Origin of the sequence: Lysinibacillus sp. 54212 (genome assembly GCF_036662795.1) — a bacterium.
Lineage (GTDB): Bacteria > Bacillota > Bacilli > Bacillales_A > Planococcaceae > Lysinibacillus_B.
Window position 1 is genome coordinate 1 of record NZ_JBAFWZ010000002.1, and the last position, 13,288, is coordinate 13,288.

Consider the following 13,288-nt stretch of genomic DNA (forward strand, 5'->3'; position numbering starts at 1 on the left):
CCCATACCGAACACGGAAGTTAAGCTCTTTAGCGCCGATGGTAGTTGGGGGCTTCCCCCTGTGAGAGTAGGACATCGCTAGGCACAAACAAAGGTCTGAGAATTATCTCAGGCTTTTTTCTTTTGCTATTATAAAATTATCTATATAATAAGTGTGAAATTCTTCCGATTTTATGTTGAAATATCGCTGAAGTGTAAAATATCGTCATGTATGAGGAGAACAATATGAAGAAGCTACTAACAGGAATCCTAATAATGGTTATTGTATCAACCTTAGTAGGCTGTGATCAAAAATCAGCCCCCAATGATAAATCTAAAGAAGAGATAGAATTTATCGAACCAGAGTCATCCTCTTGGGTGAACTATACTAAGCCAATTAGAGAGTATATGTATTATAGAACCCAGGCAGTCATAAATGATGATATCAATATTTTATGGAAAAGATACCCTGAATTAAAGAATAGTATAGACCGTAATCTAGGGATTAATGTAGAAAAGTATGAGGTTGAAACTTTAAATAAAGATTTTGAATTAATTGACGCTAATTACAATATAGAAGCGTATGAACGAATTAAAGTACAAACAATAAATGAAAATGAGATAATAGTTCTTGTTCACGGAGCGGTTACGTATTTACGAAATGATTTTGATGAGTCTGGGGGAGAACATCTAATTAAGATTTTCTTAAAGCGAATAGAGAATCAATGGACTGTTGTGAAAACGGACGAATATACACAAGAGGAATACAAGGAATGGTTAAAAGATAACTAAAATGGAAACCTTTTCGTAAGAACCTACTACAAAAGTGTAATCAAATATATATTTGATTATGCTTATTTTTTTATAAATCAGGCTCTTGATGCATGGAATGAAAATGTAAAATTAAAATGATTAGTCGTTTCATATTGTTTTTATGCCTTTTAGGAGAGTAAGCTATAGTAAAAGAGACTGGAGGGGAATGAAATGAAAGCGGTAATTCAGCATGAGTTTGGTAATGTAGATGTTCTCTTGTATACGGACATTGACAGGCCAGCTATAGGTGAAAACGAAGTACTAATAAAAGCAGCATACACAAGTGTAAATTATGCAGATATTAAAAAACGTATCGGTAATAAGGGAAAGGGTCAATTCCCACTCATATTAGGTTTAGATGTTGCTGGAACAGTTGAAGAGACGAATGAAAATAGCTCATTTAAAAAAGGTGATCGTGTAATTGCCTTTCCGAAGAATGGATCGTATGCGGAATATGTTGTTGCGTCCGAGCAATTAGTCTATAAAATACCGGATAGTTTAACATTCGAAAGGGCAGCAACCTTTCCAACGGTTTCGATCCTATCATATATGCTTATCCATGAAATAGGGCAGATAAAACCAACGGATGTAATTGTCATTCATAGTGGGGCTGGCGGTGTAGGCTCCATGCTTGTGCAACTGGCAAAGCTTGCCCGTGTGAAACAGATTATTACAACAGTAGGCAACTTAGAAAAAGCACAATATGTAAAAGATTTAGGAGCAGATGTCGTATGTACGTATGACACATTTGTTGAGGAAGTACTGAAACTCACGAATAATGAGGGGGCAGACGTTATATTTGACTCTGTTGCAGGTGATGTTACATCAAAAAGCTTACAATGCCTGGCTCTCTACGGGACTCTTGTGCAATTTGGAAATAGCAGTGGTAGAGCAGGGACCTTTAAAACAAGTGATGTGCATAGCAGCTGTCAGAATGTAAAAGGCTTTAGCTTAGGAACGACAAGAAAGCATGATCCCAACCGATTGGCTCCCGTTGCAGAAAAAGTCATTGAGTTGTTTACTGAAAATAAAATTATGCTTCCTGTCGCAGCCATTTTTGATTTAAGTAATATAGCACAGGCTCATCAATTAATTCAAAGCCGAAGTTACGAAGGAAAAGTGTTAGTTAAAATATCGGAAATGTAAACGGGGGAATGTGAGAATGGAATTTTTTGAGCTACGAAGAGGCGAAGGGATTCAAGTTACACATTTTAATTCAAACTTTTGCATAAATCAATTTATTCAACTAAAAGAAGAAGCCAAAATTAGTTTGATTACTTTAAAGGAAAATGGCATTATCGGCTATCATCAAGCAGTTGTTCCGCAATTATTGTATATCCTCCAAGGAGAGGCGTTAGTCAGAAATGAGGATAATAAGCTAATACCTTTACACGAAGGTGAGGCTGTTTTGTGGTGTAAAGGAGAATGGCACGAAACGGTATCTAAAAAAGGAATAACAGCTATAGTAATTGAGAGTAAGGAGTTAAATACTAGCCATGTATTACTACCGAGCATGGAAATGAAAAAGTGAAAAAATATTTTATTGAATAATAGATAACTGTGACGAATCGTTCACAATTTTCTCACTATAATTTATTACGATTTAGAGAGAACATGTTATAGTAATAGCAACCTTTAGTGTGAGGAAGGATGGGCATATTTGTCAAAGAAACAAGTTTGGTATGAAGTACAAGAAAATGAAACAATCGAGCAATGTTTGGAACGAATGAAGAAGGACGGTTATATGGCATTCGGTCGAAAAGAGGAGCCGGTGTTTCACCTTGTGGACGGAGAACCGACGTACCTTCGTCAAAAAATTAAATTTAAGGCTATATTAATAGAAGATTAAATGTAAATGAATGAAAATCCGAACAATACCGTTTTCTGAAAATTTATCGTTCGCATTTTAACATTGATTTTATTGGGTTCCCTTGTTAAAATGTGAAAAGGAAAAACATTTATAACCCACATATATGCTAGAGAATATGGCTCTAGTGTCTCTACCCGGTACCGTAAATTCCGGACTATGCGGGAAAGCAACTTTAGGAATGATGAGAAAAGGGTGTGGAATCGGATGCTTTTGTCTACATATTCTTTTAATTTAAGTCCTCGAGTAAACTGCTTTCTTATGCATAGAGAGTAGTTTATTTGGGGACTTTTTTCATTATTAAATGAAATAATGCGCAATGAAGAAGATGTTTAAAAGGAGCGAAACCTATGAATCCGAAAATTGGCGTTATAATGGGCAGTTCTAGTGACTGGGAAACAATGAAGCATGCATGTGATATTTTAGATGAATTAGAGGTACCATACGAAAAGCAAGTCGTTTCAGCACACCGTACACCTGATTTAATGTTTGAGTATGCTGAGGCTGCTCGCGGTCGAGGTATTAGAGTAATTATTGCAGGTGCTGGAGGTGCGGCTCATTTGCCAGGTATGGTTGCAGCGAAAACGACATTACCTGTCATTGGTGTTCCAGTTCAATCTCGAGCATTAAACGGTTTGGATTCACTTCTTTCAATCGTACAAATGCCTGGTGGAGTTCCAGTAGCAACAGTAGCTATCGGAAAAGCAGGTGCAACAAATGCAGGCTTACTGGCAGCACAAATTTTATCGACGACAGAAGAGGGATTAGCCTCAAAGCTAGACGCTCGTCGGGAAGCAACGAAGCAGCAAGTATTGGAAAGCACAGGTGACTTAGTGTGACGAAAATGATTTATCCAGGTCAAACAATAGGGATTATCGGTGGCGGTCAGCTTGGACGTATGATGGCAGTTGCTGCGAAGGAAGCAGGCTATAAAATTGCCGTACTAGAGCCAGCGATGGATTCGCCATGTGGACAAGTTGCAGATATTCGTATTGTCGCACCATACGATGATGAAGCAGCCCTAGAGGAATTAGCAGAAGTAAGTGATGTTATTACTTACGAATTCGAAAATATTGACTATGAAGGCTTGAAGCGTTTAACAGAAATAGCGTATGTGCCTCAAGGTGCTGAATTAGTTCGTATAACACAAAACCGTGTGACAGAGAAAGCGGCGATTGTCGAGGCTGGTTGTCCAGTAGCTCCATATGTTGTAGCGGCGAATTATGAGGAGCTTGTTGCGAAAATTGACGAAATCGGTTTCCCATGTATTGTTAAGACAGCACGTGGTGGCTATGACGGTAAGGGACAGCAGCTACTAAAAGCAAAAGAAGATTTACCGTTAGCACAAGAGCTTTTTGCACATTCTATATGTATTGCTGAAGGCTTTGTACCTTTTACAAAAGAAATATCGGTGATTGTTCAACGAAACGGAAATGGCGAGACATACTGCCTACCAGTAGGGGAGAACATTCACGTACATCATATTTTACATGAAACAATTGTACCGGCTCGTATTGGAGAGCAAACGGCTGCCCAAGCAGAGCAGGAAGCAGCGAAAATTGCGGATCACCTCGATTTAATCGGTACATTAGCGGTAGAGATGTTTGTGCTAGAAGATGGCAGCATCGTCATCAATGAATTAGCACCACGACCACATAACTCAGGTCATTATTCTATTGAAGCTTGTAATATTTCACAATTTACACAGCATATCCGTGCTGTGTGCGGGTGGCCACTACGCAAGCCAAAGCTATGGGCACCATCTATTATGGTGAACGTACTAGGGCAACATGTAGTGCCATTGACAAACTCTATTTCGAAGTATCCTGATTGGTCGGTTCATTTATACGGAAAAGCTGAAGCAAAGGTAAACCGTAAAATGGGTCACGTCACAATTATGACGGATGATGTAAATACTACACTAAAACAAATCAAGGATTCTGGTATCTGGCCAGAGTAGAAGGAGCACATACTATGATCGAACGTTATACACGACCTGAAATGGGTGCTATTTGGACTGAGCAAAACAAGTTTCAAGCATGGCTGGAAGTCGAAATTTTAGCTTGTGAGGCTTGGGCGGAAATCGGTGACATTCCGAAAGAGGACGTAGCGAAAATTCGCGCGCATGCATCCTTCGATGTAGACCGTATTTACGAGATTGAGCAGGAAACTCGCCATGACGTTGTTGCGTTTACACGTGCAGTATCGGAAACACTTGGTGAGGAGCGCAAGTGGGTGCACTACGGCTTAACTTCAACTGACGTAGTTGACACGGCGCTGTCATACTTAATCAAACAAGCAAATGATATTCTTCGCAAAGATTTACACAACTTCATAGGCATCATTCGTGAAAAAGCCTTAGAGCATAAATACACAGTAATGATGGGCCGTACACATGGCGTACACGCAGAGCCAACAACATTTGGCTTAAAGCTTGCCCTATGGTACCAGGAGATGCAGCGTAACTTAGAGCGCTTTGAAGGGGCAGCGAAGATTATTGAAGCAGGTAAAATGAGCGGCGCAGTTGGCACATATGCAAATATTGATCCTCGTGTAGAGGCATACGTATGTGAGCACTTAGGTTTAGAAGCAGCACCCATTTCAACGCAAACATTACAACGTGATCGTCATGCACAGTACATGAGTACACTTGCATTAATTGCGACATCGATTGAAAAGTTTGCAACAGAAATTCGCGGTCTTCAAAAGTCAGAGACACGCGAAGTCGAGGAAGCGTTCGGTAAAGGTCAAAAAGGCTCTTCTGCTATGCCGCATAAACGTAACCCAATCGGCTCTGAAAATATGACGGGTATGGCTCGTCTAATTCGAGGTTACATGATGACGGCATTTGAAAACGTAGCCCTATGGCATGAACGTGATATTTCACATTCATCTGCAGAGCGCGTTATTATTCCAGATGCAACGATTGCTTTAAATTATATGTTAAATCGATTTGGTAACATCGTGAAAAACTTAACTGTATTCCCTGAAAATATGAAACGTAATATGGATCGCACATTTGGACTTATTTATTCGCAGCGAATCCTACTTGCGTTAATCGATAAAGGTTTAGTACGTGAAGAAGCGTATGATACTGTGCAGCCATTAACAGCGCGTGCATGGGACGAGCAAACACAATTCCGACCATTAGTAGAGGCGAATGAAAAAATTACATCGCTGCTATCAAAAGAGGAACTAGACGATTGCTTTGATTACAACTATCACATCCAAAACGTCGATCTTATCTTCGAACGTTGCGGTCTAAACTAATCTAGGGGGAACATGTCATGAATAAAGGTCAACTTTTGTACGAAGGTAAAGCGAAGCGATTATACTCTACGGAGGATCCAGAAATCCTTTTTGTAGAATATAAGGACAGTGCAACAGCATTCAATGGTGAAAAGAAGGAAGATATTGCGGGTAAAGGTGTGCTAAATAACCGCATTACAACGCTAATATTCGAAAAATTACAAGGAGCCGGAATTGTGTCACATTTCGTGCAACGCATTTCTGATCATGAGCAGCTTGTCAAAAAAGTCGATATCATTCCAATCGAGCTTGTCGTTCGTAATATTGCGGCAGGCTCACTCGCAAAACGATTAGGGCTAGAAGAGGGCACACCACTGAAGCGTCCGATTGTAGAGTATTACTACAAAAATGATGATTTAGGGGACCCACATATTACGACAGAGCATATCGATGTGCTCGGTCTTGCGACTCAGGAAGAGGTACAAGCACTATACGACGGAGGTCTTCGCGTCAACGAAGTGCTCCGCCCAATCTTTTCTGAGGTAGGGGTAGAGCTCATCGACTTTAAACTTGAGTTTGGTCGTGATGCCAATGGAAATGTGTTACTTGCTGATGAAATTTCACCAGATACTTGTCGTCTTTGGGATACCAAAACGAAGCAAAAGCTTGATAAAGACGTGTTCCGCCGTAATCTTGGCAGTTTAACAGAAGTTTATGAAATCATACTTACTAGACTTGGAGGAAAATAGACAATGAAAAAAGTTAAAGTTTACGTAACATTAAAAGAAAGTATTTTAGATCCACAAGGTTCAGCAGTAAAAGGTTCATTAGAGAAAATCGGTTATGGTGAAGTAGCAGATGTTCGTATCGGTAAATACCTTGAAGTTACAATCGCTGATACAGACCGTGATATCGATACAATCGTTAAAGAAATGTGTGAAAAAATGTTAACAAACACGGTTATTGAAAACTATCGCTACGAAATCGAGGAGGCATAATACTATGAAATTTGCAGTACTCGTTTTCCCAGGGTCTAACTGTGATATCGACATGTATCATGCGATCAAAGACGAATTAGGTGAAGAAGTAGAATACGTTTGGCATACAGAAAGTAGCTTAGAGGGCTTCGACGGTGCATTAGTACCTGGTGGCTTCTCTTATGGTGACTATCTACGCTGTGGCGCGATGGCTAACCAATCTAACATTATGACGGCATTAAAGAAATTTGCAGCAGAGGGCAAGCCAGTACTTGGTGTTTGTAATGGATTCCAAATCCTAACAGAGGCCGGTTTATTACCAGGTGCACTACTACGCAACAAAAACTTAAAATTCATGTGCCGTACAGTACAGTTAAAAGTTGAAAATAACAACACATTATTCTCAAATCAGTACGAGCAAGATGAAGTGATTAATATTCCAATCGCACACGGTGAAGGTAACTACTACTGTGACGAAGAAACGTTAGCAGCTTTAAAAGCAAACAACCAAATCGTATTCACTTACTCAGGTGAAAATCCGAACGGTTCTTTAGAGGATATTGCAGGAATTATTAACGAGCAAGGTAACGTGCTTGGTATGATGCCTCACCCAGAGCGTGCAGCGAACGAAATCGTTGGCGGTGCTGATGGTCTAAAATTATTCAAATCAATTGTGAAGCAGTGGAGGGAACAACATGTCAACAAATAATTTCGAGCCAACTCCGGAGCAAATTAAAGTCGAGCGTCTTTATGCGGACATGGGTATGACAGATGAGGAATACGATTTAGCGGTAGAAAAATTAGGGGGACGCAAGCCTAATTGGACGGAAATCGGTTTATTCTCAGTAATGTGGTCAGAGCACTGCTCATACAAAAAATCAAAGCCAGTCCTACGCAAATTCCCAACAAAAGGTCCTCAAGTCCTACAAGGTCCTGGTGAGGGTGCGGGTATCGTGGATATCGGTGACGAGCAAGCGGTAGTATTCAAAATGGAATCTCACAACCACCCATCAGCAATCGAGCCTTACCAAGGTGCAGCAACAGGTGTTGGTGGTATTATCCGTGATGTGTTCTCAATGGGTGCACGCCCAATTGCGATGCTAAACTCCCTGCGCTTTGGCGAGTTAAAATCAGCTCGTGGTAAATACTTATTTGAAGAAGTTGTTGCAGGTATCGCAGGTTACGGTAACTGTATCGGAATTCCAACAGTAGGTGGCGAAATTCAGTTTGACCCTTGCTACGAAGGCAACCCACTTGTAAACGCAATGTGTGTAGGTTTAATCGACCATAAGGACATCCAAAAAGGTGTTGCTGCTGGTGTAGGTAACACAGTAATGTACGTTGGGGCAAAAACAGGTCGTGACGGAATTCACGGAGCGACATTCTCTTCTGAGGAATTAAATGATGATACAGAAGAAAAACGCTCAGCAGTACAAGTTGGGGACCCATTCATGGAGAAATTACTTTTAGAAGCATGTCTAGAAGTAGTGAAATCAGATGCCCTTGTTGGGATTCAAGATATGGGTGCTGCAGGTCTTACTTCATCTTCAGCAGAAATGGCTTCTAAAGCTGGCACTGGCGTAGAGATGAACCTTGACTTAGTTCCTCAGCGTGAAACAGGCATGACAGCTTACGAGATGATGTTATCTGAATCTCAAGAGCGTATGTTAATGGTTGTAAAAGCTGGTCGTGAAGATGAAATTAAAGCAATCTTCGATAAATATGATTTAGATGCTGTAGCAGTAGGCCGTGTTACAGATGACAAAATGCTACGTTTAATCCACAAAGGTGAGGTTGTAGCAGAGGTTCTTGCTGATGCACTTGCAGAGGACGCACCAGTTTACATTATGCCAGATGCTGAGCCGGCTTACTTCGCAGAGTACCAAGCGATGGAAAATGCTGAACCAACAGTAACAGATTATAAAGAAACACTAACAGCTCTATTACAAGCACCTACTGTAGCTTCTAAAGAGTGGGTATATGATCAATACGACTATCAAGTACGTACAAACACAGTTGTAGCGCCAGGCTCTGACGCAGCGGTGTTACGTGTACGTGGTACAAATAAAGGATTAGCGATGACAACAGACTGTAACTCTCGCTATATCTACTTAGATCCAGAAACTGGTGGTAAAATCGCAGTTGCTGAAGCGGCACGTAACATCGTATGTTCAGGTGGGCAGCCACTTGCGATTACAGACTGCTTAAACTTCGGTAACCCAGAAAAACCAGAAATCTTCTGGCAAATTCAAAAGTCAGCTGATGGAATTTCAGCGGCATGTTTAGCATTAGATGCACCAGTTATCGGTGGTAACGTATCTATGTACAACGAGCGAAGTGGTGAAGCGGTTTACCCAACACCAACAATTGGTATGGTTGGTTTAGTGAAAGAGCTTGAACACGTAACAACACAAGAAGTGAAGCAAGCTGGAGATCTAGTATATTTAATCGGTGAAACAGCGACAGAATTCGGTGGCTCGGAGCTTCAAAAATTAATCGAAGGTCAAATTTCTGGTAAAGCACCTGCAATTGACCTAGACGTGGAAGCAACTCGTCAAGCAGCAATTTTAGCAGCGATCCGTGCTGGTCTTGTTCAATCGGCACATGACGTTTCTGAGGGTGGTGTAGCCGTTGCTCTTGCAGAAAAAACGTTTGCAGCTAACGGCTTAGGCGTGAAAGCGAACTTAACAGGATCAGCCGTTACTGCTCTATTCGCCGAATCACAATCTCGCTTTATCCTAACAGTAAAAGAAGAAAATGCAGCCGCATTTGAGGAAATCGTAAAAGACGCACAAAAAATCGGTGTCGTAACAGAAGATGCAACATTAACTATTAACGGTGACAACGGTGTGCTTGTAGAAGGTACAGTGGAGGAATTCCGTTCTGCTTGGAAAGGAGCAATCCCATGCTTGCTGAAATCAGAGGCTTAAACGAGGAATGTGGGGTTTTTGGTATTTGGGGACACTCAGATCCAGCACAAATTAGCTATTACGGACTTCATGCATTACAGCATCGTGGACAAGAAGGCGCAGGTATTGTCGTTACAGACGGCTCTACTCTGCGCGCCGTAAAAGGCGAAGGACTTGTTAATGATGTGTTTAACGAAGAAAAGTTAAGCAAGGTGAAAGGAAAAGCGGCGATTGCGCATGTTCGTTATACAACGCAAGGCGGTGCTGGTCCTCAAAATGTCCAGCCTTTACTTTTCCATTCATCAACAGGCAGTTTATCAATCGCGCATAACGGTAACCTTGTAAATGCGAATCACTTAAAACAATATTTAGAGCGCGGAGGGAGTATTTTTCACTCTTCTTCAGATACGGAAGTATTAGCGCATTTAATTAAAAAATCAACGCATTCACCATTCCGTGCAAAGGTGAAAAATGCATTGTCCCTATTAAAAGGTGCATTTTCATTCCTAATTATGACAGAGGATACGATGATGGTTGCGCGCGACATGCACGGTTTACGCCCACTGTCATTAGGCAAATTAGGAGACGGCTGGGTCGTTGCTTCTGAAACATGTGCATTTGATTTAATCGGTGCAGAATATGTACGTGAAGTAGAGCCAGGTGAATTAATCATTATTAACGATAAAGGCTTAGAATCGGATCGTTTCGTAGCGAAAGATAATCGCGCGATGTGTGCAATGGAATATGTGTATTTAGCACGTCCCGATTCAGATATCGACGGTATTAATGTACACATGGCGCGTAAACGTATGGGGAAACAGCTTGCTAAAGAATGTGCCGGTATCGAAGCAGATGTTGTAACAGGTGTCCCTGATTCAAGTATTTCTGCAGCTATTGGTTTTGCTGAGGAAAGTGGCATTCCATATGAGCTTGGTTTAATTAAAAACCGCTATGTGGGCCGTACATTTATCCAACCAACACAAGAGCTACGTGAGCGCGGTGTAAAAATGAAGCTTTCTCCGGTTCTGCAAGTAGTAAAAGGCAAACGTGTCGTAATGGTCGATGATTCAATCGTGCGCGGTACAACATCTCGTCGAATCGTCAAAATGTTAAAGGATGCAGGGGCTACAGAGGTGCATGTTGTGATTTCATCGCCACCAATGACAGATCCATGCTTCTACGGCATCGATACATCGACACATGAAGAGTTAATCGCGTCGAGTCATAGTGTCGAAGAAATTCGCGAAGCAATTGGTGCAGATACGATAACATTCCTTTCAGCAGAAGGTATGATTGAAGCGACTGCACGTCCATTCGAAGATGAAAACCGTGGCTTATGTATGGCTTGCTTCTCAGGAAAATATCCAACAGAAATTTTCCCAGATACAGTCCTACCACATGAAAAAGAATGTTAAAAGGTTTATTAAGGAGGAGCTAACGACTTATGTCAAAAGCATATGAACAAGCAGGGGTAAATATTGAAGCGGGTTATGAAGCAGTGAAGCGTATGAAATCACATGTTGAACGTACAAATCGTTTAGGTGTGATGGGAACATTTGGTGGCTTCGGCGGGATGTTTGACCTGTCTACGTTAAACTTAAAGGAACCTGTTCTTATTTCAGGTACAGACGGTGTTGGTACAAAATTAAAGCTTGCTTTTATGGTCAATAAACACGACACAATCGGTATTGACTGTGTTGCAATGTGTGTCAATGATATCGTCGCACAAGGTGCAGAGCCGCTTTATTTCCTTGATTATGTAGCGGTTGGAAAGGCTGAGCCTGCTAAAATCGAGCAAATCGTTAAAGGTGTAGCGGATGGCTGTGTGCAGTCTGGTGCAGCCTTAATCGGTGGCGAGACAGCAGAAATGCCGGGTCTTTATGAGGAAGATGAATACGATTTAGCTGGTTTTGCTGTAGGTGCTTGTGAAAAAAAGGACATCATTACAGGTGAAAAAATCGTAGAAGGCGACGTACTAATCGGTCTTACTTCAAGCGGTGTGCATTCGAATGGCTATTCTTTAGTGCGTAAAATCGTATTCGCGGATAATGAATTCGCAGTCGATCAAGTAGTAGAAGGCTATGAAGACTTAGGTCCAATCGGTGAAGCGTTACTACAACCAACAAAGCTTTATGCAAAACCAGTACTTGCTATGCTTAAAGCAGGCGATGTGCATGGCTGTGCACACGTGACGGGTGGTGGCTTCTATGAAAACCTACCACGTATGATGCCAGCAGGTCTTGCGACAGAAATCGACTTAGGCACTTGGCCAGTACTACGCATCTTTGAATTCTTAAAAGATAAAGGACAGTTAGCGGACAAAGACTTATACAACGTCTTCAACATGGGTGTTGGTTTTGTAGTGGCTGTGCCTGAAGCGGACGTAGAAAAAGTAATCGCTGCGGCAGAAGCAAACGGTGAAGAGGCTTATAAAATTGGTCGTGTTGTAAAAGGTGAAGGTGTAATTTTCAACGGTGAGCATGACGGGAGTTTAGTAGAATGACGACGAAAATTGCAGTATTTGCTTCTGGAAGCGGTAGTAACTTCCAAGCGATTCAAGAGGCAATTGAGCGTGGAGACTTACATGCAAGCATTGAGCTTGTTGTAACAGACAAGCCGGGTGCATACGTCGTCACACGTGCAAATAACTCTAATATCCCAGTACTAGAGCTCTCACCAAAAACATTCGAATCAAAAGCAGCATATGAAGAGGCAATTATCGCTGAATTACGTGCGCTTGGTGTGGAGTGGGTTGTGCTAGCAGGCTATATGCGATTAGTGAGTGATGTGCTACTGAATGCGTATTCGAATCGCATTATTAACATCCATCCATCCTTATTGCCTTCATTCCCTGGCAAGGACGCGATTGGTCAAGCACTAGAGCATGGGGTGAAAGTAACCGGTGTGACAGTTCACTATGTAGATGCAGGCATGGATACAGGTCCAATTATCGCACAAGCAGCAGTAGAAGTTGTAGACGGTAACCGTGAGGCGACAGAAGAACGTATTCATAGCGTAGAGCATGCACTTTATACAAAAACATTACAAAATTTATTCAGTAAATGATGTACTAGTTTATTAGTATACCAGGTGTGTTGATTATCGAAATATTTCCTTTATAGAAGCCTGTTTTTGATAAAAAAGTGATTAAAAATGGATTCCCAGTTGATTGAAGTGGAATCGGCGAGACTCCTACGGGAATAGCAATAAAGGAACGAAGGCTAAAACCGTCACGTCCTGTGACAACGCCTTCGTGACCAACATCGTGTTGGCCTGAAGACCCCGCAGGAAATTTATTTGCGACGAAAGCGCAGCGACAGGAGCACCGAGGTACGAGCGACGAGGAGGCTGAAGCCATGCCCGTGGAAAGCGAGCCGAATGGAGCGGAAATCAACGTATTACACGTTTCTATTAACGATTAAAGTTAATTCGACACGCTTGTTAGTATACTAACTTTTAAAAGAGCGCAGGCACTGCCTGTTGTGAAAATGACAA

The 13,288-nt window shown here is 41.5% G+C and carries 14 protein-coding genes, 1 rRNA gene and 1 riboswitch; all 15 genes read left to right on the forward strand.

From position 1 onward, the window contains the following. A 5S ribosomal RNA gene (gene rrf, locus V4T18_RS01790) occupies nucleotides 1-83 on the forward strand; the annotation flags it as partial. Between the two features lie 141 nt (nucleotides 84-224). After that, the gene (locus V4T18_RS01795; RefSeq protein ID WP_332645909.1) at nucleotides 225-770 is read left to right on the forward strand and encodes an LptM family lipoprotein; all 546 of its coding nucleotides are present in this window, start codon (nucleotides 225-227) and stop codon (nucleotides 768-770) included. Between the two features lie 192 nt (nucleotides 771-962). Further along, a complete protein-coding gene (locus V4T18_RS01800; protein ID WP_332645911.1) occupies nucleotides 963-1,937 on the forward strand; it encodes a quinone oxidoreductase family protein in 975 nt (324 codons plus the stop codon). A gap of 16 nt (nucleotides 1,938-1,953) precedes the next feature. After that, the gene (locus V4T18_RS01805; protein ID WP_332645913.1) at nucleotides 1,954-2,322 is read left to right on the forward strand and encodes a cupin domain-containing protein; all 369 of its coding nucleotides are present in this window, start codon (nucleotides 1,954-1,956) and stop codon (nucleotides 2,320-2,322) included. 129 nt (nucleotides 2,323-2,451) lie between these two features. After that, nucleotides 2,452-2,640: an NETI motif-containing protein gene (locus V4T18_RS01810; RefSeq protein WP_332645915.1), complete on the forward strand. Its 189-nt coding sequence runs from the start codon at nucleotides 2,452-2,454 to the stop codon at nucleotides 2,638-2,640. Nucleotides 2,641-2,738: 98 nt separating this feature from the next. Beyond that, a riboswitch (purine riboswitch) is annotated at nucleotides 2,739-2,838 on the forward strand. 170 nt (nucleotides 2,839-3,008) lie between these two features. Continuing rightward, nucleotides 3,009-3,497: a 5-(carboxyamino)imidazole ribonucleotide mutase gene (purE, locus tag V4T18_RS01815; RefSeq protein WP_332645918.1), complete on the forward strand. Its 489-nt coding sequence runs from the start codon at nucleotides 3,009-3,011 to the stop codon at nucleotides 3,495-3,497. Then, on the forward strand, nucleotides 3,494-4,618 hold the full coding sequence (purK, locus tag V4T18_RS01820; RefSeq protein WP_332645920.1) for a 5-(carboxyamino)imidazole ribonucleotide synthase: 1,125 nt from the start codon (nucleotides 3,494-3,496) through the stop codon (nucleotides 4,616-4,618). Before purE ends, purK begins: the two co-directional genes overlap by 4 nt. A 14-nt stretch (nucleotides 4,619-4,632) precedes the next feature. Next, entirely contained in the window at nucleotides 4,633-5,928 is a 1,296-nt protein-coding gene (gene purB, locus V4T18_RS01825) for an adenylosuccinate lyase (RefSeq protein WP_332645922.1), read from the forward strand. 17 nt (nucleotides 5,929-5,945) lie between these two features. After that, nucleotides 5,946-6,656 carry a phosphoribosylaminoimidazolesuccinocarboxamide synthase gene (purC, locus tag V4T18_RS01830; RefSeq protein ID WP_332645925.1) on the forward strand — a complete coding sequence of 237 codons (711 nt, stop codon included), beginning with the start codon at nucleotides 5,946-5,948 and terminating at the stop codon, nucleotides 6,654-6,656. Between the two features lie 3 nt (nucleotides 6,657-6,659). Continuing rightward, nucleotides 6,660-6,905, forward strand: coding sequence for a phosphoribosylformylglycinamidine synthase subunit PurS (gene purS / locus V4T18_RS01835; RefSeq protein ID WP_332645927.1), 246 nt, complete (start codon nucleotides 6,660-6,662; stop codon nucleotides 6,903-6,905). 4 nt (nucleotides 6,906-6,909) lie between these two features. Beyond that, entirely contained in the window at nucleotides 6,910-7,593 is a 684-nt protein-coding gene (gene purQ / locus V4T18_RS01840) for a phosphoribosylformylglycinamidine synthase subunit PurQ (RefSeq protein WP_332645929.1), read from the forward strand. Beyond that, a complete protein-coding gene (gene purL / locus V4T18_RS01845) occupies nucleotides 7,580-9,814 on the forward strand; it encodes a phosphoribosylformylglycinamidine synthase subunit PurL (RefSeq protein WP_332645932.1) in 2,235 nt (744 codons plus the stop codon). The genes purQ and purL overlap by 14 nt, the downstream gene beginning before the upstream one ends. Continuing rightward, nucleotides 9,790-11,208, forward strand: coding sequence for an amidophosphoribosyltransferase (gene purF, locus V4T18_RS01850; RefSeq protein WP_332645933.1), 1,419 nt, complete (start codon nucleotides 9,790-9,792; stop codon nucleotides 11,206-11,208). Before purL ends, purF begins: the two co-directional genes overlap by 25 nt. Nucleotides 11,209-11,237: 29 nt before the next feature. Then, complete coding sequence (gene purM / locus V4T18_RS01855) at nucleotides 11,238-12,296, forward strand: phosphoribosylformylglycinamidine cyclo-ligase (protein WP_332645935.1); 1,059 nt, start codon at nucleotides 11,238-11,240, stop codon at nucleotides 12,294-12,296. Next, complete coding sequence (gene purN, locus V4T18_RS01860; RefSeq protein ID WP_332645937.1) at nucleotides 12,293-12,859, forward strand: phosphoribosylglycinamide formyltransferase; 567 nt, start codon at nucleotides 12,293-12,295, stop codon at nucleotides 12,857-12,859. The genes purM and purN overlap by 4 nt, the downstream gene beginning before the upstream one ends. Nucleotides 12,860-13,288: the final 429 nt, after the last annotated feature.